This window comes from Petrotoga sp. Shatin.DS.tank11.9.2.9.3, assembly GCF_003665005.1.
GTDB lineage: Bacteria > Thermotogota > Thermotogae > Petrotogales > Petrotogaceae > Petrotoga > Petrotoga mobilis.
The window spans coordinates 270,009-294,939 of the sequence record NZ_JGVT01000003.1 but is presented as its reverse complement, the minus strand read 5'-3'; the positions used below and the strand labels follow the sequence as shown (position 1 = coordinate 294,939).

Annotated in this window: 17 protein-coding genes; all 17 read left to right on the top strand. The window is 35.0% G+C overall.

All coding sequences use genetic code 11. The annotated features are described in order from the left end of the window. Nucleotides 1-2 precede the first annotated feature (2 nt). Nucleotides 3-4,283 (top strand): tetratricopeptide repeat protein, encoded by a 4,281-nt coding sequence (locus BZ25_RS03230; protein ID WP_121515183.1) that lies wholly within the window; start codon nt 3-5, stop codon nt 4,281-4,283. Nucleotides 4,284-4,343: 60 nt separating this feature from the next. Beyond that, entirely contained in the window at nt 4,344-4,634 is a 291-nt protein-coding gene (locus tag BZ25_RS03225; RefSeq protein ID WP_121515182.1) for a tetratricopeptide repeat protein, read from the top strand. Next, nucleotides 4,610-4,978, top strand: a complete 369-nt coding sequence (locus tag BZ25_RS03220) for a YggS family pyridoxal phosphate-dependent enzyme (RefSeq protein ID WP_370035181.1) — start codon at nt 4,610-4,612, stop codon at nt 4,976-4,978. Before BZ25_RS03225 ends, BZ25_RS03220 begins: the two co-directional genes overlap by 25 nt. A 114-nt stretch (nt 4,979-5,092) precedes the next feature. Next, nucleotides 5,093-5,395 carry a YggT family protein gene (locus BZ25_RS03215; RefSeq protein WP_121515181.1) on the top strand — a complete coding sequence of 101 codons (303 nt, stop codon included), beginning with the start codon at nt 5,093-5,095 and terminating at the stop codon, nt 5,393-5,395. 5 nt (nt 5,396-5,400) lie between these two features. Then, a complete protein-coding gene (locus BZ25_RS03210; RefSeq protein ID WP_121515180.1) occupies nt 5,401-6,225 on the top strand; it encodes an NAD(+)/NADH kinase in 825 nt (274 codons plus the stop codon). Between the two features lie 18 nt (nt 6,226-6,243). Beyond that, entirely contained in the window at nt 6,244-6,999 is a 756-nt protein-coding gene (locus tag BZ25_RS03205; RefSeq protein ID WP_121567388.1) for a PhoU domain-containing protein, read from the top strand. After that, the gene (locus tag BZ25_RS03200) at nt 6,999-10,460 is read left to right on the top strand and encodes an LptF/LptG family permease (protein WP_121567387.1); all 3,462 of its coding nucleotides are present in this window, start codon (nt 6,999-7,001) and stop codon (nt 10,458-10,460) included. Before BZ25_RS03205 ends, BZ25_RS03200 begins: the two co-directional genes overlap by 1 nt. A 12-nt stretch (nt 10,461-10,472) precedes the next feature. After that, a complete protein-coding gene (locus tag BZ25_RS03195) occupies nt 10,473-11,153 on the top strand; it encodes a uracil-DNA glycosylase (RefSeq protein ID WP_012209154.1) in 681 nt (226 codons plus the stop codon). Continuing rightward, nucleotides 11,150-14,674: a chromosome segregation protein SMC gene (gene smc / locus BZ25_RS03190; protein ID WP_121567386.1), complete on the top strand. Its 3,525-nt coding sequence runs from the start codon at nt 11,150-11,152 to the stop codon at nt 14,672-14,674. The genes BZ25_RS03195 and smc overlap by 4 nt, the downstream gene beginning before the upstream one ends. After that, nucleotides 14,671-15,288 carry a methylated-DNA--[protein]-cysteine S-methyltransferase gene (locus tag BZ25_RS03185; protein WP_121567385.1) on the top strand — a complete coding sequence of 206 codons (618 nt, stop codon included), beginning with the start codon at nt 14,671-14,673 and terminating at the stop codon, nt 15,286-15,288. Before smc ends, BZ25_RS03185 begins: the two co-directional genes overlap by 4 nt. A gap of 119 nt (nt 15,289-15,407) precedes the next feature. Beyond that, nucleotides 15,408-16,718 carry a nicotinate phosphoribosyltransferase gene (locus BZ25_RS03180; RefSeq protein ID WP_103065900.1) on the top strand — a complete coding sequence of 437 codons (1,311 nt, stop codon included), beginning with the start codon at nt 15,408-15,410 and terminating at the stop codon, nt 16,716-16,718. Nucleotides 16,719-16,730: 12 nt separating this feature from the next. Then, complete coding sequence (locus BZ25_RS03175; RefSeq protein WP_121567384.1) at nt 16,731-17,354, top strand: hypothetical protein; 624 nt, start codon at nt 16,731-16,733, stop codon at nt 17,352-17,354. Between the two features lie 15 nt (nt 17,355-17,369). Then, nucleotides 17,370-18,311, top strand: a complete 942-nt coding sequence (locus BZ25_RS03170) for an enolase C-terminal domain-like protein (RefSeq protein ID WP_121515172.1) — start codon at nt 17,370-17,372, stop codon at nt 18,309-18,311. Between the two features lie 182 nt (nt 18,312-18,493). Beyond that, nucleotides 18,494-19,864, top strand: a complete 1,371-nt coding sequence (locus BZ25_RS03165) for an ATP-binding protein (protein WP_121567383.1) — start codon at nt 18,494-18,496, stop codon at nt 19,862-19,864. Between the two features lie 596 nt (nt 19,865-20,460). Continuing rightward, a complete protein-coding gene (locus BZ25_RS03160) occupies nt 20,461-20,958 on the top strand; it encodes a MarR family winged helix-turn-helix transcriptional regulator (protein WP_103065689.1) in 498 nt (165 codons plus the stop codon). Continuing rightward, nucleotides 20,955-22,688, top strand: a complete 1,734-nt coding sequence (locus tag BZ25_RS03155; RefSeq protein WP_121567382.1) for an ABC transporter ATP-binding protein — start codon at nt 20,955-20,957, stop codon at nt 22,686-22,688. The genes BZ25_RS03160 and BZ25_RS03155 overlap by 4 nt, the downstream gene beginning before the upstream one ends. Next, the gene (locus BZ25_RS03150; protein ID WP_121567381.1) at nt 22,685-24,703 is read left to right on the top strand and encodes an ABC transporter ATP-binding protein; all 2,019 of its coding nucleotides are present in this window, start codon (nt 22,685-22,687) and stop codon (nt 24,701-24,703) included. Before BZ25_RS03155 ends, BZ25_RS03150 begins: the two co-directional genes overlap by 4 nt. The last annotated feature ends 228 nt before the right edge of the window (nt 24,704-24,931 follow it).

The following is a 24,931-nucleotide window of genomic DNA, read 5'->3' as shown; positions in this document are numbered from 1 at the left end:
TTATGTCTGGTCATAAAAAAAACGATTTAAAAGTGGCTAATTTAATGAATAGAGGAGCTGCTTGTTTCTTGAAAGGCGATCCGGATAATGCACTAAAATATTATCAGGAAGCTCTAAAAATAGCACGAGAGATTGGCAACAAGGAGTTGGAAGTTGATAATTTAGATTTTATCGGACGGATTTACCAAATAAAAGGTGATTTGGAGAATGCTCTGAAATACCTGAAGGAAGCCCTAAAAATTCACAGAAAAATAGGTAACCAGGAGGTAGAAGCTAGTCGCTTGGGCAATATTGGCGTGATTTACCAAACAAAAGGTGATGTGGACAATGCATTGAAATACCATCAGAACTCTCTCAAAATATCGCAAGAAATTGGCAACAAGGAATTGGAAGTAGCTAATTTAAGCTCTATCGGACAGATTTACCAAACAAAAGGCGATTTGGACAATGCACTAAAATATTATCAGGAAGCTCTAAAAATAGATAAGGAGATAGGTGACAAGAAAGAAGAAGCAGCTGATTTGGGCATTATTGGGTTGATCTACCAAACAAAAGGCGATTTGGACAATGCACTAAAATATTATCAGGAAGCTCTAAAAATAGATAAGGAGATAGGTGACAAGAAAGTAGAAGTAGCTGATTTGGGCAATATTGGAGTAATTTACCAAACAAAAGGTGATTTGGACAGTGCACTAAAATACTTTAAAAACTGTCTAAAGATAGCACAAGAGATTGACGAGAAGGGGATGGAAGCAGCTACTTTGTACTACATCGGACAGATTTACCAAACAAAAGGTGATTTGAAGAACGCACTGAAATCCCTTGAGAGTGCTCTCAAAATATCGCAAGAGATTGACGACAAGGAGTTGGAAGTTGCTATATTGGGCTATATCAAGCAGATTTACCAAACAAAAGGTGATTTGGACAATACAGTAGAACACCATCAAGACGCTTTAAAAATTGCGCAAGAGATTGACGATAAACAGGGGAAAGTTGATCAATTGTTCAATATCGGGCATATTTACTTAGATAAAGGTGATTTGAACAATGCACTAAAATATTATCAGGCAGCTTTAAAGATAGATCGAGAGATTGGTAACAAGGAAGGAGAAGCTTATATTTTGGGTGGCATCGGTGTTATTTTAGAAGAGAAAGATGATTTGGAGAATGCACTAAAATACTATGAGAATGCTCTCAAAATATCGCAAGAGATTAGCAACAAGGAGTTGGAAGTGCGGCTATTTGGCACTATCGGACAGATTTACCAAACAAAAGCTGAATTGGAGTATGCATTAAAATACTATGAGAACTCTCTCAAAATAGCACAAGAGATTGACAACAAGGAGTTGGAAACAGCCAATTTAAGGTCTATCGGACAGATTTACCAAACAAAAGGTGAATTGGAGGTTGCATTAAAATACTATGAGAACGCTCTCAAAATGGCACAAGAGATTGGCGACAAGGAGTTTGAAGCGGCTAATTTAGGGGAAATCGCAGGGGTTTATCAAGCAAAAGGTGATTTGGACAGTGCATTAAAATACTATAAGAACGCTCTCAAAATGGCACAAGAGATTGGCGACAAGGAGTTGGAAATCCAACTATTTAGCATTATAGGGCTAATTTATAAAGCAAAAGGTGAATTGGACAATGCATTAAAATACTATGAGAACGCTCTCAAAATGGCACAAGAGATTGGCAACAAGGAGTTGGAAGCATCTAATTTAGGTTCTATCGGACAGGTTTACCAATCAAAAGGTGATTTGGACAGTGCATTAAAATACTATAAAAACTCTCTAAACATAGCACAAGAGATTGGTGACAAGAAGTTCGAAGCGGCTACTTTAGTCTCTATCGAACAAATTTACTTAGGTAGAGATGATTTGAACAATGCACTAAAATATTATCAGGCAGCTTTAAAGATAGATCGAGAGATTGGTAACAAGGAAGGAGAAGCTTATATTTTGGGTGGCATGGGTGTTATTTTAGAAAAGAAAGGTGAATTGGAGAATGCACTAAAATACTATGAGAACGCTCTTAAAATAGCACAAGAGATTAGCGATAAGCCGGGGAAAGTTTATCAATTGTACAATATCGGGCATATTTACTTAGATAAAGGTGATTTGAACAATGCACTAAAATATTATCAGGCAGCTTTAAAGATAGATCGAGAGATTGGTAATAAGGAAGGAGAAGCTCATATTTTGGGTGGCATCGGTATTATTTTAGAAAAGAAAGGTGAATTGGAGAATGCACTAAAATACTATGAGAACGCTCTTAAAATAGTACAAGAGATTGGCAACAAGGAATTTGAAGCAATTATTTTAGGGGAATTCGCAGAGGTTTACCAAACAAAAGGCGAGTTGGACAATGCATTAAAATACCGTCAAGAAGCCCTAAAGATAGCACAAGAGATTGACAACAAAGAGTTGGAAGAAGCTAATCTAAACGGTATCGAACAGATTTACCAAACAAAAGAAGAATTGGACAATGCATTAAGCTACTATGAGAATGCTCTCAAAATATCGCAAGAAACTGGCGATCAAGAGAAGGAAGAATTGCTATTAAACATTGTTGGGTTAATTTATAATAACAATTTGGACATTAAACTAAAATATGACCTGGATGCTCTCAAAATATCACAAGAGAAAGGGGACAAAAAGGGGGAATCGAAGTATTTAAACTTTATTGGGCATATTTACTTAGATAAAGGTGATTTGAACAATGCACTAAAATATTATCAGGCAGCTTTAAAGATAGATCGAGAGATTGGTAACAAGGAAGGAGAAGCTTATATTTTGGGTGGCATCGGTGTTATTTTAGAAGAGAAAGATGATTTGGAGAATGCACTAAAATACTATGAGAATGCTCTCAAAATATCGCAAGAAATTGGCAACGAGGAATTGGAAGTAGCCAATTTAAGGTCTATCGGACAGATTTACCAAACAAAAGGTGAATTGGAGGTTGCATTAAAATACTATGAGAACGCTCTCAAAATAGCACAAGAGATTGACAACAAGGAGTTGGAAGCATCTAATTTAGGAAAAATCGCATTGATTTATCATTTAAAAGGTGAATTAGACAATGCGTTAAAATACTATGAGAACGCTCTGAAATATTCTCCAGAAATTGGCAACAAGGGATTTGAAGCAAATATTTTAGGCCTTATTGGGCATATTTACTCAGATAAAGGTGAATTAAACAATGCATTAAAATACTATGAGAACGCTCTCAAAATGGCACAAGAGATTGGCGACAAGGAGTTGGAAGAAGCTAATCTATACTGTATCGAACAAATTTATCAAACAAAAGGTGATTTGGACAATGTATTAAAATACTATGAGAATTCTCTCAAATATTCGCAAGAGATTGGCAACAAGGGATTTGAAGCAGCTAATTTAGGGGAAATCGCAGAGGTTTATCAAGCAAAAGGCGAATTAGACAATGCATTAAAATACTATGAGAACGCTCTCAAAATAGCACAAGAGATTGACAACAAGGAGTTGGAAGCATCTAATTTAGACGATATCGGGCATATTTACTTAGATAAAGGTGATTTGAACAATGCACTAAAATATTATCAGGCAGCTTTAAAGATAGATCGAGAGATTGGTAACAAGGAAGGAGAAGCTCATATTTTGGGTGGCATCGGTGTTATTTTAGAAAAGAGAGATGATTTGGAGAATGCACTAAAATACTATAAGAACGCTCTCAAAATAGCGCAAGAGATTGACAACAAGGAGTTGGAAGCAGCCAATTTAAGGTCAATCGCACAGATTTATCAAACAAAAGGCGAATTAAACAATGCATTAAAATACTATGAGAATTCTCTCAAAATATCGCAAGAGATTGACGACAAGGAGTTGGAAATCCAGCTATTTAGCATTATAGGGATGATTTACCAAACAAAAGGCGAATGGGACAACGCACTAAAATACTATGAGAACTCTCTCAAAATAGCACAAGAGATTGGTGACAAGAAGTTCGAAGCGGCTAATTTAGGCTCTATCGGACGAATTTACTTAGATAGAGATCGAAGGGACGATTCACTAAAATACTATGAGAACTCTCTCAAAATATCGCGAGAGATTGGTGACAAGAAGTTTGAATGGGCTAATTTAGTTTCTATCGGACAAATTTACTTAGGTAAAGGTGAATTGGACGATGCATTAAATTACTGTCAAGAAGCTTTAAAAATAGCTCAAGAGATCGGTTACAAAAAAGGCGAAACAACTGCTTTGGCCAATATCGAATTGGTCTCCCGAGCAAAAGGTATTAAGAGATAGCTAAAACTAATGTTTTAGAAATACTAAAAACCATATACAAATTATACAAGGTTGATTCTTATGATTGATAATTCAAAAGGAGACTTGGATAATCCATTAAAATACCTTCAAGAAGCTCTAAAAATAGACCAAGAGATAGGTTACAAGCAAGGGGAAGCAAAAGTTTTGGACAATATTGGCCTGATCTTAAAATCTAAAGGTGATTTGGAGAATGCTCTGAAATACCTGAAGGATGCTATTAATATTATGGATAAATATAAATTTATACATGGACGTAATGTCATTCAAAAAGCCATTAACTCAATAACGAATGATTTAGAAAGAAAATTGACAAAAAAGCCGAAGAAATAAATAAAACACAAAAAGTTCTTCTAGAAATCAATATATCTGGTGAAAACTCCAAAGCCGGACTCATTCCAAACGAAGTAGAGGCATTTTTGCAAGATGCAACATCTTTTAAAAATATAAAAATAATCGGTTTAATGACAATGGCTCCTTACACTGAGAAAGTTGACGTTATAAGAAACGTCTTTCGAAGCTTACGAGAACTCAGAGACAACCTAAATAAAAAATACCCTTCGATAAAGGAACTATCTATGGGAATGACTAACGATTACAAAATAGCCATAGAAGAAGGTGCCACTCTTTTAAGAATAGGGACAAGAATCTTTGGCAACCGTTATCTTCCAGAATAGGGTATAAGGTTAATAAGCAAAACTCATATACCTTCCTTAGAAGGGTGGGGAGCGGGGCGAAGGGGCGCTGACACAAAGTTTTAGAGTTTTTAACGATAACACAAGGAGGAAAAAATGTTTGTAATAGCAAATCTTTTAATAGCATTAGCAAGTATATTAAGAATAGTAATAGTATTTTTTGAATTTTGTATAATTGTATCCGCTTTATTAAGTTTCATAATGCCCTTCCAATACAACAGACTTCGAGGTTTTATTGATTCAGTTGCCAATATAATTTTGAATCCAATAAGAAGATTTATACCCACAGTTATAGGCAACATAGATCTATCTCCAATGATTGCCTTTTTGATATTGATGTTTTTAGATAGATTTTTGGTACAATCTCTATTGGAGTTAGGTTATAGGATTGGAGTGTAATTTTTATGAAGATCTTTATCTTTTACAATCCACTTAAACTTTCTAACGATGACCTTGAAGAAAACATATTAAAACCTTTTAATGAAAGCAATATAGAGGTTATTGGTTACGCTGCGGCGGGTTCTACTGTGGAGGAAAAACAAGCCCAAGCAGCCGATTTTTTCGTGATTTTTGGGGGCGATGGGACGGTATTGAAAATAGCAGAAATTGCCGCAATATTTTCAAAACCGGTAATAGCTGTTAATACTGGGAATTTGGGGTTCTTGAGTTCTTATTCCAGTTCTGAGATAAAAGAGCTGATCGAGGATATACAAAAAGATAACATTTCTTTTTCGTTTAGACACCTTTTAGAATGTCATGTAGGCACCAAAAAAGTCGTTGTTTTAAACGATATCGTCTTATTGAAAAGCCAACCATTAGGTACTATGAACGTTGATGTAAAAATTGAGGAACACACTTTATTCTCATTCGCTGGAGACGGATTAATTGTATCAACGCCGACAGGATCCACTGCGTATGCCTTATCTGCTGGAGGTCCCATAATTCACCCCGAATTGAATGTTGTTCAGCTCATCCCATTAGCCGCCCATGCCCTCAACATTAGGCCTTTCATAGCTCCTCCAATACAAAAGATAGAGATCATTTTGAAAAACATGAGCAAAGGCTTTGTATATGTAACCGGGGATGGAGATATCATTCATAGGATGGAACCAGGGATGTCAATATTTGTGACTTCCAGTGAGATGACGATAAAACTTGCTCAAAGAAATGGCAACAATTATCTCAATGCGTTAGATAAAAAATTAGGGTTTGGCAGAAGGTTTGAATGATTTTGGGAGGCAAATAATTTGTTCAAAAAAGAGAATGTTAGCCAAATCAACAGCATCAGTTTGAATCGATTAACACGATATTTAAATAATGTTTTGAGAATGGGTAGAATAGTTCAAGAAATGTACTATAAATTTGGGGATGCTTATCTCGAAAGAAACGATAAATTAGCAAAAGAAATAATAAATCAAGACGACAGATTAGATTTCATCGAAGCAAGCCTAAATTATGAAAGCGTTATCTTATTGTCCTCTGGTAATTACACAGGCATTTACTTAAAAGCTTGTTTCATGAGCTCAAAATTAGTCCAAATATTTGAAAACATGGGAGACATATGCGAAAAAAATGCCAAATTGATAATTGAAATACTCAAAACCCCTTCTACTGTAAACGCTACAAATTTTGAAGACAGTTTGGAATTAACCAAAGAGAACCTTTCACTTGTTTTATCCTCACTATCAGATTTGATCAATATCAAAGCTGCCAAATTGATGACAGACCAGGTAAAAGAAAGTTTTTTTGAAAAAGCCAAGAAAAGTTGTACTCTCAACGAAGAAGTGAAAGGGCTCATTGATGCTTACAAATCGTATTTGTACAAGTCCAAAGAATCCATTAAATCGGCTTCTCTGCATATAGAAGTCTTAAACAATTTAGCAAACTTTTCTGATTTTATCACTAACATCTCTGAAAATATTATTTGGGCGTTGACAGGAGAACTGTACAAATGTAGAAATAACGATTTAGAACTCTTCTATTTCTTGGGAGAAGAAAGCTAATGAAAAAGCTCTTCAAATACGTTTCTAAAGAATTCGTACCACCATTTTTTATGGGCTTAGTTGCTTTTATAGTCTTTGTGAGCTTGGAGTTACTTTACCAACTTTCGGAAATAATCGTTAGAAACAATGTGGGATTTTCAAAACTACTGATATTGATTTGGTATCACCTACCGTATTTTATCTCCATGGGTATTCCTGTGGGAGTGTTGTTTGGTATATTTTGGGTTATTTCAAAACTCTCCTCTGCAAACGAAATAATCGCTCTACAAACGTTGGGAATACCGATGAAAAAATTAATCATACCCTTCATGACTATATCTCTATTGTTATCTTTTTTTACATTTGCACTCCTCAACACCATTGTACCCGTATCAAACTACAAGGCAAAAGAAGCTATGGCATTGTACGTTTACCAAAGGCCTCAAGCACAGATCGAAGAAAACCAATTTGTCGATGTTGGCGATGGAAGATACCTATTTGTAAAACAGATAGATAGAGAAAGTGGAATTCTATACGACGTGCTCTTATACGAGGTTAAAAATGACTACACCGCTGTTTTTAACGCTCAGCAAGCTCAAAAAGGTCCAGACGGCTGGTATATGAAAAACGGAAGGATGTTTAGAACCAACGAAGATGGTTTTCTCGACTTAGACATTACTTTTGATCAATTGCAACTCGATATCCAAGAAGATGTCGAAGAATTTCTGAACTTCTCCAAAAGTGCTAACGAAATGACCTCAAAAGAACTAAAAGAAAAAATAACTACTTTTTCCAAACTTGGGCTAGATGTCTCCGGCCTAATAGTATCTTACCAGTCAAAATTTGCTAACTCGTTGGCTCCCTTAGTAATTTGTATTCTAGGAATTGCCTTGTCTCTGTTTTTGAACCTAACAAGTAAATCTTGGAGCGTAATTACGACGTTTGTGCTGGTCATAATTTATCAAGGTTCTGGGGCTTGGTTGTCTGCTTTGGGAAAAGAGCATATAATAAATCCAACGATATCCGTTTGGATCCCCAACATAATATTTGGTATTATTGGTATTTTTTTATTCTCAATGCTGGATACAAGATTATCTTACAAACTTCTTGAACCTTTGAAAAGGGTCTTTTCTGTAATATTGTTTATTCTTGTTGGTTCTTCCTTTTTTTCTGCACCTGTAAATATAACGAGTGAAGATTTTTATTTAAAAGATGATCTGTTATTTTTAGAAGGTAACGTCTATGTAGAGTATGAAGGTTCCACGATAAAAGCCGATTCAGCTCAAGGTGAATTAAACCAAGATGGAACGATTAAAGCAGCGACTTTCTTTGGAGATATAACTTATCTATATGAAGATATCTCTATACAAGCCTCAGAGATAACCGTAAACTTCGAGGAAGATTCCGCAGTCTTTGTAAATTCATATACCATACAAAAGTATAAGGCAGAGAAAGAAATAGATGTCCGCATATGGTCTGAAAGCATGGAAAAGCCGATGCAAGAAAATATAATAGAAACAAACCAGACGAAATTAACAACATGCGAGGACTGTATAACTTATTACTTCTCAGCCAGGAAAGTCGACATATTTCCAGGATATTTTTTAATAGCCAGAGATGTGGTACTTAGTTTTTTCGGGGTCCCCGTTCTATACCTACCTTTCTATTTTCAAAGTTTATCAGAAGATGAAGAAGAACCCATGTCTCTCACGTTTGGATACGATAACAACGAATTTTCCCTACTAACAGAAATTAATTATAAGTTTGAAAACGGATCGAAGGTCCATTTATCTTACAACACGGCCAACGATCTAATCACACAAGAAACAGATCAAGAAGTGACACTAAAATACGGTGTCCCTTTTCTATATGGAAGCTTGTATCTATCTACAGGTCTGAATTCTCCAGATACCAACGATAACAACTTAGGAGTTTCTTACCAATTTTTCGAAGATAACGAAGTCAGTGAAATTGCAAAATTGGAGTTAAAAGTTCAACCAGCAACAAAAGAAAAATCCCTGTCGTTAAATATCCCAAAATTGGAAACGAATTTGGGAGACCTTAAAAACATACATTCACACATTTATTGGGATTCTAAGGGATTTGATGATATTCTATTTTTAAACGTTGAATCTCAAGCCTTTCAAAAGAAATATGGGAGATCTTTGATCTCTTTATCAAAGCTCAAGCTCAACTCTCATTCATATGGGGACATATCCAACCTTTCTATGGATCAGATATGGGATACGAAAGAAAGTGAAATAGATATTGAAGGAAAGTACAACTTCTATGAAACATTCGCCAGAATGTACGGCGATTTTGATTACGCTTACACCACCGTCGCAACAGAAACCACCAAAAATCGATTAGAAACTAAAAATACTTTCTCTTACAAAGATACCCTTTATGAGATTGATAGAAATAATTTTGATTTAAAATTCAACATGGAGGATTCAATTCACTTCAACTATAACAACGATTTTATACCGGGTGAAGATTACTCTTCTGGAAAATCGCTCTTTGATTACTCTTTAGAACCGGGGTTAGAAATTGATTTAGGTGTTTTCGAATTTGGTAACTCATTAGAATACGTAAAGGTCTTAGAAAACTCTCTCACTCCCTCTGCCACAGACGAATTGAATTACAACGATTACGTAGGGTATTCTTTCTCTCTTTTTGAAAAAAATTTTACGAACTCTGCGAAGTTAGACAGAAGTTTTGATCTAAGAAACGCTGAAAATTCCCCAGATTTGCAAGAAATGGAACTTCAAACTCAAACCAACATAAATCTATTAAACACTAAAAATACCTTACAAACACAGACCAAGTTTGATACTACTGATCCCAATACGATCCAGCCGGATACAACAAACATCAAACTAACCAACGTCATTGGCCCTTTAACACATAGAAGTGAGTTTGATTATAGCCATCAAGAAGAGATTAAGGTAGATTATATTGAAAACAGAGAAATTTTGAGGTACAATAGAAATCGGCTACAATTGGATTATAGGTATTATATTCATGAACAAACATTCACCAAAAAGATCCCAGAGGTTTTAACGTATTTTCTTTTTTATTATGAAGGTAACAAAATTTACGGGGATTTTGACATGAAGGAAGAGTACACTGTCTACGACTTAGACCTAAATTTCTTGGAAAAAAGTTCAAATTACTCTTTTGGAATCGAAACAACCTACCGCATTTCAGAGTCTCTTGAAACAGGCTTCAACATAAACAACAGGGATAAAAGCGAGTTTGCAAAAATAAACTTTGATTATAATATAGAGGATCAAAGCTGGGATTTCACAGAGTTTGAAATACAGAAAAAAATTGTGTGCTGGACGTTGAACGTACAGACTAAATTTTCCTTACTACCCCAGTTTGATTTAGCCTCGTTCAGAATATCTTTTTTTATCAATTATATACCCGATAAAAATATCTCATATGGTGATGATGGGTTTGAATTTGGATTAATGTGAGGAGGAATATTAATGTTCCTATACGGCAACGAGGAAAAACAAAAGAATATCGAAATGATCGCCAAAAGGATAGAGGTATGTGAAAAGTGTCCCTTGAATCTTACAAGAACTAATACTGTGCCAGGTTCCGGAAACGTTGATTCACCAATAATGTTTGTAGGTGAAGGTCCTGGTGCAGACGAAGATGCTTTGGGAGAACCTTTCGTTGGAAGAGCGGGGCAACTTTTAGAAAAGATGCTCAAAGAGTATGCAAAATTGGAAAGAAACGATGTTTTCATCACAAACATAGTTAAATGTCGTCCTCCTCAAAATAGGGTTCCCACACAAGAAGAGGTTAAAAGTTGTCAATCCTATCTTGATGGGCAAATAATTGTTATCAAACCAAAAATAATCGTAACCCTTGGCAATACACCGCTGTATTATTTTACGGGTGAATCTAAGATAACTCAATCGCGTGGACGTTTCTTCAACTGGTATGGAGACATTAAAATCTTCCCAACTTTTCATCCAAGTTACCTCTTAAGAAACCAAAGTTCTACTAAAGGATCTCCAAAATGGTACGCGTACCTGGATATGAGGATAATCGGGATCATGTACAGAGCATTAAAACAAGGTAAGGATGTTGAAGAGGTTACTAAAACAGTTGAAGAAAAGATTAAAAGCCTTGAAAATGCTGGAGGGAGTCAAACTTGAAACTCTTATCCCTAGAGATAGAGGGTTTTAAAAGTTTTGGCAGAAGAACATATTTTAATTTGGATAAAAATATTATCGCGATAATCGGTCCAAACGGATCGGGGAAATCAAACATTGTAGACGCGATTAGATGGTTATTAGGAGAGCAATCTCAAAAACAGATGAGAATATCAGAAAAAAACGATGTATTGCACATAGGAAGCAATGGAAGTGACTCTTCCAACTATGCAAAAGTTTCGCTAGTAGTACAAAACGACAACAATGAAAAAATTAAAATCTCAAAAATATTGGAGAAAGACGAATCCAACAAGTACTATGTAAACAACAAAGTCGCCACACTTAAAGAAGTGCAAAATGTATTCAACAAAGGAACCGGGAAAAGCTTTTACTCGATTATTGGACAAGGCCAAATTGGTGAAATAGTTAACTCCTCGCCTGAAAATATTAGAGATATCGTGTTGGATGCTTCAAACATAGCCACGTACTTAGAAAAAAAAGAAATATCGATCAATCTATTGAATAAGACAACTGAAAATTTAGACAGAATCAACGATTTACTATTCGTTGTAGATAAAAGATTAAAATCTTTATCCATTAGGGCTGGTAGGGCAAAAAAATACCTTGAATATCGTAATGAAATCAAAAGAATAGGAAAGATGTACTTTGGTGCTTCTAAAATATCTTTCCTAAAAAAGATAGAAACATATCAAAAGGAGATACAAGAAAATTCTCAAAGAATGAAATCTCTGCTATCAGAGCTTTTTGAAGTAGAAAGAAGCTATAGAAATTTAAAAAGCGAAATAGAAGATACTGACAAACAACTATCCATCAACGGAGACATGGTAGAAAACTACAGGCAAAGGGTTCAAACGATAGAAAATGAAAAAAACCATTTAACAGAAGAACTGAATGAGAACAACTCTTCAATAATAAGCAAAGAGTGGGAATTAAACTCTTTAGAAGAAAAAATGAACAAGCTTGAACAACAGTTAAAAGAACTCTCTAAAAACGAAAGAGATTTTAGAGAAATAGAAGAAAAAACCCAAAACAAAACAAACCTTATAAACGAAAAAAAGAATAGTATTATACAGGAAATAGAAAAACAAGAAGAATCGCTCAAAACCTTAGAATCCGTATTATCAAAGGCATCTCAAGAAAAAGAAAGGAAAGAAACAGAACTAAAAAACCTCCAAACAACATACAGCAGTAACCAAGAAAGAATTAACTTACTAAAAGATCAAATAAATACCTTGAAAACAAAATTAGAAAACAATTTACAAAAAATGAAAGAAATAGAAGAACTACTCTCTCATACAAAAGGCACTGAAATTCAATTAGAACAAAGATTAAAAAAGAAATTCGACGAGTTAAAACACACGGAAAACTCTTACAATACCCTTTTATCAGAAATTGACTCTCTTCAACAAAATGAAAAGAATCTATTTTACACATATCAATCTTTAACCAGGCAGATCAACGAATACGAAGGATTCTCAATAACGATAAAAGAATTTTTCAAAGTCTTCAAAGATGACGATAATGTCGTGGATGTCGTTGCCAATTTAATTAACACAGAAGAAAAATATGAAGAAGCGGTTTCGACAATAGCCAGTTCAAGAATACAAAACATAGTAATAAAAAATTCGTCAAAGGCAAAAGAGTATTTGGATCTTGTGAAAAAAGGCAATAATGGAAAAATTACCCTTCTTCCACTTGATCTATTAAGGACTGAAGTTCGATTACCAAAAAACTTCTTAAAAGAACCCGGCACCATAGATTTTGTAATCAATTTAGTAAACTACACTCAAGAATATCGAAAGGTTATGGAGTACGTTTTCTCTAACTCACTGTTAGTCGATAATATCGAAACAGCTATAAAAATATCGAAAATGAAGTATCCTGGAAATATTGTCACTCTCAGCGGCGAGTTAGTCTACTCTTCTGGTGCCATAACCGGAGGAAAATCTAAATACGATCATTCTTCTACGGTTCTTAAAAGAAAAAGAGAGATCTCTGAAATAGAAGAAGATCTTAACAAAATCAGAAAAGACCTTGCAAACAAACAAACCCTATACAACAAAGTAAAAGAAAAACTTAATCTTCAAAAAGAAGAATTAGAATCAACAAAAGACGAGTTAAGGCAAGCAACAGTAACAAAAAACGCACATGACCTTGACTACAAAAAAATAAAGGAAGAAATTAAAAATCTGCAAGAAAGTATAACTTTCTACAACGAAAGATTAGCAAACTATGAAGAAAAAACCAAAACCCTTGATCAAGAGATACAATCATTAAAAATGGAAATCGAAAATAACCATCAAAATACTACTCAAACGACTAAGAAAATGCAACAAATCGAAGAAACCATCAAAGAAAAAAGAACCTTACTCAATCAAGTAGAAAAAGAGCTTATAGGTCAAGAAATGGAGTTAAAGAGCATAAAAGAAAAGTACGAATACTACAAAAATCAAAAGTCAGCAATTGAAAATGAATTAAAAGAAATAAAAATTAAACAGCAAAAAACAAAAGAATCCTTTGATAGCTTAAAAGAAAAGAACGATAAAATAAACCAAGCCATAAACGAACTCAATAAAGAAAAAGACTCTCTCAACAACGAAATTTCAAAATTATTTGAACTGATGAAACAAAGTAGGACAGGCAAATACGACAAGGCCAAAGACTTGGAAAATTATGAAAATCGTATAGACAAGTTAAAAACTGAAATAAATACAATAAAACAAAAAAATCAAGAGATTGAATTTGAAATAAAAGAAGCCAACCACAACATACAATTCCTAAACGAAAAAGCCCAAAACTTAGAAATTAACGAAGAAGAGTTCGAGCTAAAAGAATTACCCGAAAAAGACATCCAGGCACTTGGGAACAAACAAAAAGAATTGGAAAGTTCATTAAAAAAGCTAGGTTCGGTTGATTTAACTGTTTTAGACGAATACGAAGAAGTAGAAAAAGAATACCAAGAAAATCTAAAAAACAAAGAAGACATAATGAAATCCATAAATTCTCTTAAACAAAGTATAAAAAATCTAGACGAAGAAGCTCAACGACAATTCAACACATTTTTTAACAATCTGAACAAAGAATTCTCATTCTTCATCTCAAAACTTTTTCCAAATGGATACGGTGAACTCAGGTTAATTGGTGAGGGCAAAGAGTTTGAAAAAGGGATCCAAATATCTGTAAAAAAATCTGGGATGAACTTTCAAAAGCTCTCTCTCTTTTCAGGAGGAGAAAAAGCTCTCATAGCTATAGCTTTTCTCTTCTCACTCATGAATCTAAACCCGAGTCCTTTTTATATACTAGATGAAATCGATGCCCCTTTGGATGACCTAAACGCTGCCAAAATATCAGACTTAATATTAGAGAACTCTAAAAAGTCTCAATTTTTGATAATAACCCACAATAAAATAGTGATGGAAATTGCCGAGCTTTTTTACGGAATAACCATGAGGGAAGGAACTACGTACATAGTTCCCGTTGATTTCAAGGAGTTGGAAAGATGAAAGCCGTAATAGGAACTCCTATCGGTAGTGTGATAATCTATGTCAAAAATGACAAAATAACTAAGATAAGGCTAACCTTTCAAAAAGAAGGGTGGGCTGCAAGACAAAAGAATAAAGATTTTCCTTCCTTAGACGGGTGGTCCGCCAGACAAAAGAATAAAGATTTTCCTTCCTTAAACGGGTCGGCTGCAAGACAAAAGAATAAAGATTTTCCTTCCTTAGACGGGTGGGCTGCGGGGCGAAGGGGCGCTAATAAAAATGAGAATTATTACAACTCGAAAACAAAGAAACATTTTGATATAATATATGCATATCTATATGGAGATCTCCAAAAAATCCCAAAAGAAATATTCGACTTCCCCGGTGAAACAGCTTTTGCAAAAAGGGTTTATGAAACTCTGTATAACACAAAAAAGGGAAGTGTAATTACCTACAAAGAATTGGCATCAAAGGCAGGAAATCCAAAAGCGTACAGAACTGTAGGAAATTTGATGAAGAAAAACCCTTTACCCATAATTATCCCGTGCCACAGGGTAATAAAAAGTGATGGCAGTATAGGAAAATTCAGTCCAACTATCAAGTGGAAAAAATATCTACTTGATTTAGAAAGATGAGAAATGGGTGAAGGGTAAAGCTCCTTTTCCTTATGGGCGGGCTGCGGGGCGAAGGGGCGCTAACACAAAGTTTTAGAATATATAAAAACGGCTAAAAAATTTATCAGAAGGTGGAAAAAATGGATTTAAACGATACTAATAAAAGATTACATCCAAAACTCTTTAAAGTACCCATCGACAAAATAAGAATGGGCTATTACACCGACAAATATTTCACAAGGTATGTAGAAGTCCTAAAAAAAGACAAAAGAAAAGTAAATGTAACCTATCAATTCTTCCCAAGGGCAGACTGTGTAGTAGTTGGACTAGACGAAGCGCTAGCTCTTTTAACTTACGGAACAGGTTACTACAAAGATGAAGAAAAGGCAAAAGAGATCTTTGATGAAATTTTAACCATAGAAAGAGCAATACAAGACGCCTCTACACGAATGGACAAAGAAGAACTTCTAAATTGCACAAATAAAAAATGGGACCTAAGAATGTTATTAAACAGTTTATGGGTAGATAAATGGGACGAAATAGAAGTATTAGCTTTAAACGATGGAGACGAAGCGAAGAGTATGGAACCTGTTTTCGTAATCGAGGGTAATCCTGTTTATTTTGGGTATTTGGAAACGCTTCTTTTAGGGGTAATGGCAAGGGCTTCTAGTACGGCTACCGCTGTAAAGAAAGTTGTCAATGCTGCCAAAGGAAAACCGATTTTATTTTTCAGTGCAAGATTCGACCATTTTTGGGTTCAAACAACCGACGGTTATGCAGCTTTGAAAGCTGGAGCCTTTGGGGTATCTACCGATGCAAACGCTGATTATTGGGGGGTTGAATCTCTAGGAACAATACCTCATGCCTTAATTGCCGCTTACAATGGTAACACCTCAGACGCAGCTATAGCTTTCAACAAATACATAGATGGTCACGTAAATAGAATGGTGTTAGTAGACTGGGACAACGACGTTATCGGAACCACCATCAAAGTAGCAAAAGACTTTTACGAACACATATACGGTGAAAAACCCAATATTGACAGGGGAGACTTGTCTAAGATAATTGGTGAAGGAAAAGACAAAATTTGGGCAGTTAGATTCGACACATCCGGATCCTTAAGGGACAAATCCGTTATTCCAAAAGACAAATCATCTTTAGGAGTTAACCCGGAGATGGTCTGGCGGGCGAGGAGAAAATTCGATGAACTAGGAATGAACAATTTAAAAATAATGGTCTCAGGGGGATTCAACCAAGAAAAAATTGATTTATTTGAAACCCTTGAAGTTCCCGTAGATCTCTACGGTGTTGGATCATCGTTACTGAAACAAAAAGTTGACTTCACAGCCGATATAGTAGAAGTCGATGGTAGGCCTTGTGCGAAAGTAGGAAGAAAAAAAGGAGACTTCTCACGATTAAAAGTCGTCGAAAAAAATTATTGGGAATACTAATGGAGGTATACTATGTTTTCAATGACACTCTTTCTAAGTCATTTTGTATCTGATTTTGCCTTTACCAACGTTTATTCTGATAAATTCTTGGACAAATCCAGTTATTATAAACATCTAATCTGGGTCTTATTGGTCTTTTTGGCTTTCAATTTTGATATGTTAACAGGATGGATGCTTTTAATAGTTTCACTTTCTGTCCTTCTTCACATAGGTATAGACTTATTAAGAATACAAAACAAAAACACCAACATTTACTTCGAAATCATATTTTTAGGGGCTTTTTTTCTTTGGTCATACCTATTCAGAAACTTTTTTCAAGATTCCTTCTTATCCAATATTTTTCAATTCTATATTGTAGGAATGATCGTAGCAACAAGTTTTGGAAGCTTCTTATTCAGAACTTTCAACTTATTCGAAAAAGAAAGAAAAGACACAATCGGTGCATCGGAAAGGTTAGCGATATTCATTTTTATAATGGCTCAAAACTATCTTTGGTCTATTATAGCACTAGGTGCTGGGTTGGCATACAAACTTATCTTTGTAAAAGAAAAGAATATAAAAGAGCTAATCTTATCACCAACCTATGCAATATTAGTTTCTTTACTTTGGTTTTTACTCATGCAAAATATATACTAAGAAGGCTGAAAATTCATGAAAGAAAGAAAAAGAGACGTATACTACTGGCAAGAAAGAACAATCTTAAAAAATCTAAATACGGAATGGCAAGAGCATGCGATATTTAAATTCATAGACAAACAAGGTATTCAGGGGGTTGGAGCAGCCACCCCCAATTACTATTTTGGTGAGACATTTAAAACTACCATGGCGATATTGGAATTAATTAGAGATCTATTTGAAATGGAAGATGATATTGAAAACATACCTAACATCGAAGAAAAATTCAATGAAAAAATAAAAAGAGACAACTCTTCAAAAGCTGCTGTTTTTTTAGCGATTTTTGACTACCTAACAAACAAATACAATTACGATCCTGCAAAATTGCTCTTCCCCACTAAAAAAAGTATCTCACAAGAATCACTCTTTAGAATTTTTTGGAAAAAAGACACCAATATCTTTGATCTACTTCCTGAAATGCAGAAAGATGAAGAAATTATAAAGATAGAGTTCTTAGAAAAACCTTTGCTCTCAGAGCTTGAAAAAATGTTGAAACTCATCAAAAATAAAAAACTGTGGATCGACTTGAGAGGATTATTTTCCCAACACGAAATCAGACTCATTCTAAAACTTCTAAAAACCTCTGAAATTATGGCTTTAGAACAACCAACCCCGAAGTATAAAGAAAATACTTTAAGCAACATCCACATAAATTACCCAATATTTTGGGATGAATCCATCGAACAACCTGAGGATATAATCAGAGTATCAAATATTGCTTCAGGGGTCGTCTTAGACATCACCAAAGTTGGTGGATTAACCAACTTAAAAAAACACTATGACTTAGCCAATACCCTCAACTTGGAGACAGTCATCTCCACAAGAATAGAACACCCCATAAACCTAAACTGGTCCAACAAAATAAAAAAAGCATTCGATATAATAGATTTGAATATAGATCATTATATTGTGATATAATATACTGACGAGTAATATACTGATCAGTAATATACTCACCGGTATATTACGGATCAGTATATAAAGGTGGTATGTCATGAACTTTTATGATAAAAAAATCAGATGAATTGAAAGCTGGCCAAAGGCCACTAACAAAGACCCTTTTCCTCACGGGTGGGGAGCGGGGCAAAGGAGCGCTATAAATGAACTTTTATGACAGAAAAAATGAATTAGAAGCTCTTACCAAATTCCTAAACTCTGAAGAAAAAAGATTCACCGTTTTATACGGAAGAAGAAGAATAGGCAAGACTTTTCTCATTAAAAAAGCCTATGAAAATCGTGACAATTTTTTATATTTTTTTGTTGAAGTAAAAAGAGAAGAGGCACTGTTAAAAGAGCTGAGTCTCCTTGTTTCAAAGGCAATTTATACAAATTGGTACGACCTTTTTACAGATCTTTTCGAAAGATTTGATCATATAATTTTTGATGAATTTCAAAATTTCTTTTTGGTAAATAGCGATATACTTTATTCTTTGCAACATGCTTGGGATGAAACAAAATACAACACAAAGCTTACGGTTTTGGGTTCATACACAGGACTCATTAAAAAAATATTTATGGAAGAAAAAATGCCATTATTTGGAAGAGTGAATAACTTTATTAATCTAAAAAAGTTCAATTTAAAAAGCGGACTAGAGATGTTATTCGACTTTGGTTACGATACTGAAGAAGCTTTAGAAATCTATAGCCTTGTAGGTGGTGTTCCCAAATATTTGTGGGGCTTTAAAGACAAAGATAATTTAAAAAACAAGATATACGAGTTATTCATCGCCGATTTCTCACCTTTCAAAGAAGAGTCTAAAAACATTTTAATTTTAGAATTTGGTTCTGAACATAGATCCTATTTTTCAATATTGGAAGCAATCGGGGGAGGCAACAAAACTCTCAAGGAGATAGAAGACATTTCAAAAATCCCTTCTACTTCTCTCTCAAAATATTTAAACGAGCTAGTCAATAATTATGAGATTTTAAAAAAAGAAAACAGTATATTAGATAGAAAAAGTAGAAACGCAAGATATTCTATAAACGATGAATTTTTTGACTTTTACTTTAACCTCTTAAGTAGATACCTTTCAGAAATAGAATTCAATCCTAAAAGCGCATTAGAAAAAATATACCAACAACTGCCCACTCATATTGGCCATCAGTTTGAAAATATCTGCATACAATTTTTAAAAGAAAAACCCAATTATCCCGGTTTTCTCATTAATAATATAGGAAAAAGCTGGGGAAAGGTCCCTTATTCAAAAAACTTATCGTATGATATAGACATAGTAGCATATAACGACGACAACATCCTCTTCGGTGAATGCAAGTGGACTAATAAAAAAATGGGAATAAAAGATTTGGAGACACTGAAACTGAGAAGTAACTATGTAAATTTTGGAAACAAGCAAACAAAATACATCCTCTTTTCCAAATCTGGTTTTACACAAGAACTAATCAAATTTCAAACTGACGATTTGTTTCTTGTAACTCCTGATAAAATGGTATCTGAGTTATTTAAGGATTAATTGATCTTACGATACATTTGTTTAGTATTATAAATTTATCTTCTCGTCAACACTTCTCATAATATTTTTAGCGCCCTTTCGCCAGGTAACTCACTCAAAAGATTAAGAGATGTATTCAAAAGATATAAACTATTAATCAAAATTTCAAATAAAAACTTGATATTTCAAAACAAGATAGTATACTAATTATTAGTACGCTAATAGTTAGTATGTTAATTATTAGCATACTAATAGAAGATTGACGCAGTCTTTGAAACTACAGATCTTTTCCTTAAATGGGTGGGGAGCGGGGTGAAAGGGCGCTAATAAAGACTCTTTTCCTCACGGGTGGGGAGCGTTTGCTGGATTGTGCAAACGATGTATTTTTGCAGCCTTATGCAAAAAGTTTTTTGCTGCTTCGTGCAAAACGTCTTTTTGTAATTGTTTTAGAATAATTTCCATACCCTCATTTGCTTCGCAAATGACGTATGCAAATGATGTTACGCGAATTTGGGGATCTTAAGGGGTTTACCCCTTAACGTCCGGCGCTAACACCAAGTTTTAGAATTTCTAAAAGCTGCAATCTAACTATAAGAGAAAAGAAGAGGAGAAAAGAAATGAAAGACAAAACACTTTGCACAGAAGATTTCCCTTTTGATGAACTCAATCCATCAACGATCAACGTTGTCCAACAATTCTTTCAAGTAATGAACCTGCAAAGACAGTTAAATTTTAAGATCATGGCAGAAAAAGATGTCTATCCAGGGCAAGGAGTTTGCTTATGGCATATTTCGAAAAATCCTGGAATAAGTCAAATACATCTTGCAAAGCTCATGAATGTTGCTCCTCCAACCGTTTCGTTGATTCTCAAAAGGTTGGAAAAAATGGGGCTCATACTCCGCCAATCCGATCCAAATGACATGCGTACTCTTCAAATCTACTTAACTGAAGCCGGAGAAGAAGAAATAAAAAATTTAAAAACATCCTTTTCAAAGATGGTGAGATACAGCTTTGAAGGGTTATCAGATGAAGAACTCAACACATTTAACGAGTTACTAAAAAAAATATCCAACAACCTATCAAAACATTTACAAAAAGGAGAAGATCAAGGATGAGAACCATACTAAGCAAATATTTAAAACAGTATTATAAAGAAGTAATTTTGACATTGGTTTTACTCACCGTTCAAGCCGTCTCAAACTTATACCTACCAAACTTAAATGCAGACATTATCAACAACGGTGTTGCCAAAGGAGACCTCAATTATATCATACAAGCCGGAGGAAAGATGTTGTTATTTTCCCTATTACTCGTTGGTGCAGCTGTAGGGGCCACATTTTTTGCCTCAAGAATCTCTGCAAAATTTGCGCAGGACTTACGCAGAGATCTTTACTATAAGGTGCTTAGTTTCTCTCAAAACGATATAGACAAATTTGGAACCGCCTCGTTGATAACAAGAAACACGAATGATGTATACCAAATTCAGATGTTGGTATTAATAATGTTGAATGTGATGATCCTTGCACCTATAATTTCAATAGGTGGCGCTATTATGGCTATTCGCCAAGACGTTGTCCTTTCTACTTCCCTTTTAGTGATAATTCCAGTGATGGGAATGGTTGTATTCTTCTTAATGCGTAAGGCAATCCCACTTTTTAGAAGCATGCAAGTAAAGCTCGATAACGTCAACCGTGTTCTGCGAGAAAAATTAATGGGCGTACGCGTCATCAGAGCTTTCGTGAAAGAAAAAAGTGAAGAAAAAAGATTCGATAAAGTTAATGACGACTTAACGCAAACCTCCATAAAAGTAAATAGATTATTAGCATTAGGTATGCCTCTTCTAATGCTCATCATGAACCTTTCAACCGTTAGCATTCTCTGGTTCGGTTCAATGCGAATAGACAGTGGGGCAATGCCAATAGGCAACTTGACAGCCTTCTTAACCTATATAATGGAAATACTCATATCAATAATGATGGCGATGATGATGTTTGTCATGTGGCCTCGTGCAGAAGCATCTGCCGATCGTATCAAAGAGGTATTAGAAACTGAACCTACAATTAATGAACCAGACAATCCTGTTCTTTTAAAAAGTAAAGAAGGTACTGTATCTTTTAAAAATGTGACATTCAAATACGAAGGTGCTGAGAAACCCGTATTAAGAAACATTTCTTTTGAGGCTAAACCAGGCAAAACTACGGCAATTGTAGGTAGTACCGGAAGCGGTAAAAGCACTCTTATAAACTTGATCCCACGCTTTTACGAAGTTACCGATGGGAAGATAGAAATCGACGGTGTAGATATTAGAGAACTGTCGATGGAAAATCTTAGAGACTCCCTAGGTTTTGTACCTCAAAAAGCTTATCTATTCAGTGGAACGATAGCTTCCAATCTAGCATATGGTAAGAAAGATGCAACGGAAGAAGAAATGTGGCATGCTTTAGAAATAGCCCAAGCGAAAGATTTTGTAGAAGAATTACCTGACAAACTACAAGCTCCAGTTGATCAAGGAGGAACGAACTTCTCCGGTGGTCAAAGGCAACGTTTATCGATTGCACGGGCAATTGTCAAAAAACCAAAGATCTATATATTCGACGATAGTTTCTCAGCTTTGGATAATCGAACCGATGCCAACCTTCGAGAAGCCCTAAAGGAAGAGACTAAAAACTCCACAGTTATAATAGTAGCTCAAAGGGTAAGTACCATACTTAATGCAGACTTAATAATCGTTCTAAACGACGATGGAACGATAGAAGGACAAGGAAAACATTCAGAACTTATGCAATCATGTGAAGTCTATAGAGAGCTTGTAAAATCCCAGTTACCAGAGGAGGAAACCGCATGAGTCCCAATAACACAAAAACTTCTAAAAGTTCAACCAATCGACCTATGGGGATGGGAATGGGAAGGCCAGGAGGAGCAACTCCTGGGGAAAAACCAAAAAATTTTTGGGGTTCCTTAAAAAGATTACTTGGATATTTAAAACCTCAATTAGTACCTATTTTGTTCGTTGTTTCTTTTGCCGTTCTTGCTACAATCTTTATGATAACAGCCCCTAAGATAATAGGGAACGCCACCAATGTGTTATTCGAAGGTATAATAAGTAAAAATATGCCTGAAAATATGACAAAAGAAGAAGCTATACAAATGCTTAAACTCTCAGGCAATGATCAAATTGCTGAAATGATTGGGCCAATGAACATAATTCCAGGCCAGGGAGTGGATTATAACAAACTCGTACAAATCTTATTAACCCTCTTGGTAATTTATGGATTATCAGCCCTTTTTAATTGGCTACAGCGATATATGATGGCTGGTGTCTCTCAAAAATCCATCTATCGGCTCAGAAAAGAAGTTGACAACAAACTAGCAAAACTTCCACTTAAATATTTTGACAGTCATTCCCACGGTGATATTCTCAGTAGAGTGACCAACGATATTGATAACATAGGAAGAACGCTTCAACAAACGTTAATACAGATCATAACAGCTACTGTGACTATAATCGGTGTCATCGTTATGATGCTAACGATAAGTCCTTTGCTCACCTTAATAGCCTTGACGCTGATTCCTTTATCTCTAATTGTAACAATGTTCATCGTAAAAAAATCTCAGAAACAATTTGAAACGCAGTGGGACAGCACGGGAAAACTCAACGGTCATGTAGAAGAAACATATTCAGGTCATAACATTGTAAAAGTTTTCAACAAACAAAAAGAAGCTAAAGAAACATTCGACAAAGAAAACACCAGGTTATACCAAGCAAGTTTCAAATCTCAATTCATATCAGGCATAATAAGACCAGCAATAGCCTTTCTAAACAATCTTAACTACGTTGCTGTCAGTGTTATCGGAGGACTCAGAGTAGCAAACGGTCTGATGACACTTGGAGATGTACAGGCGTTCATCCAGTATTCAAGAATGTTTACCCAACCGATAGTTCAAACTGCTAATATTATAAATATTTTACAATCAACTATCGCTTCTGCCGAAAGAGTATTTGAATTCTTAGATGAAGAGGACGAAGTTCCTGATCCAGTCGATCCTGTAGAATTACCTGAAGTAGAAGGAAGAATAGCGTTTGAAAATGTATCTTTCAGTTATGACCCTAACAAACCTTTGATAGAAGGCTTAAACTTAGTTGTTCATCCTGGGGAAAATGTAGCGATAGTTGGACCAACAGGTGCAGGAAAAACAACACTTGTAAACCTTCTAATGAGATTCTACGATGTTACAGATGGAAGAATCACCTTAGACGGTGTTGACATTAGGCAAATGAGAAGATCAGATCTCAGAAAAAACTTTGGTATGGTCCTTCAAGATACCTGGCTTTTTGGAGGCACGATAAAAGAAAACATCGCATACGGTAAAGAAGATGCCTCTGATGAAGAGATCATACAAGCTGCTAAAGCGGCGTATGTAGATCATTTCGTGAGAACATTACCCCATGGTTACGACACAATAATAGATGAAGAAGCTTCGAACCTATCACAAGGTCAAAGACAATTGATAACCATCGCAAGGGCTTTCCTTGCAGACCCCAAAATTTTGATCTTGGATGAGGCAACAAGCTCTGTGGACACGCGTACAGAAACATTAATACAACAAGCTATGGAAAAATTGATGGAAGGGCGAACAAGCTTTGTAATTGCTCATAGATTATCTACAATCAGGAATGCCGACACGATCTTAGTAATGGATCATGGTTCCATTGTCGAAACTGGAAATCACGAAGAACTCATGAAAAATAAAGGCTTTTACTACAATCTCTATATGAGTCAATTTTTGGGAATCGATTTAAAAAAACCAATTAAAGAACCAAAAACATCACAAAAAAATATAGCTTCTGTCAAAAGCTAAACCCTCTCCACCCCAACTAAGTTGGGGTGTGGAATGGATGAAAGTAATAAAATAATTTCCGAAAATACGCCCTAAATGGGCGTTTTTTCAATTAAAAATTGCCAATAATTTCCACTTCGGAATTATATGATGTTATTGATTTTTTCAAATCACATAATGTAGAAATAGTGAGCATAGAAAAGCAAATGGTGAATTTTGAAAAGATATTCATCTCGTATACTAATGGGG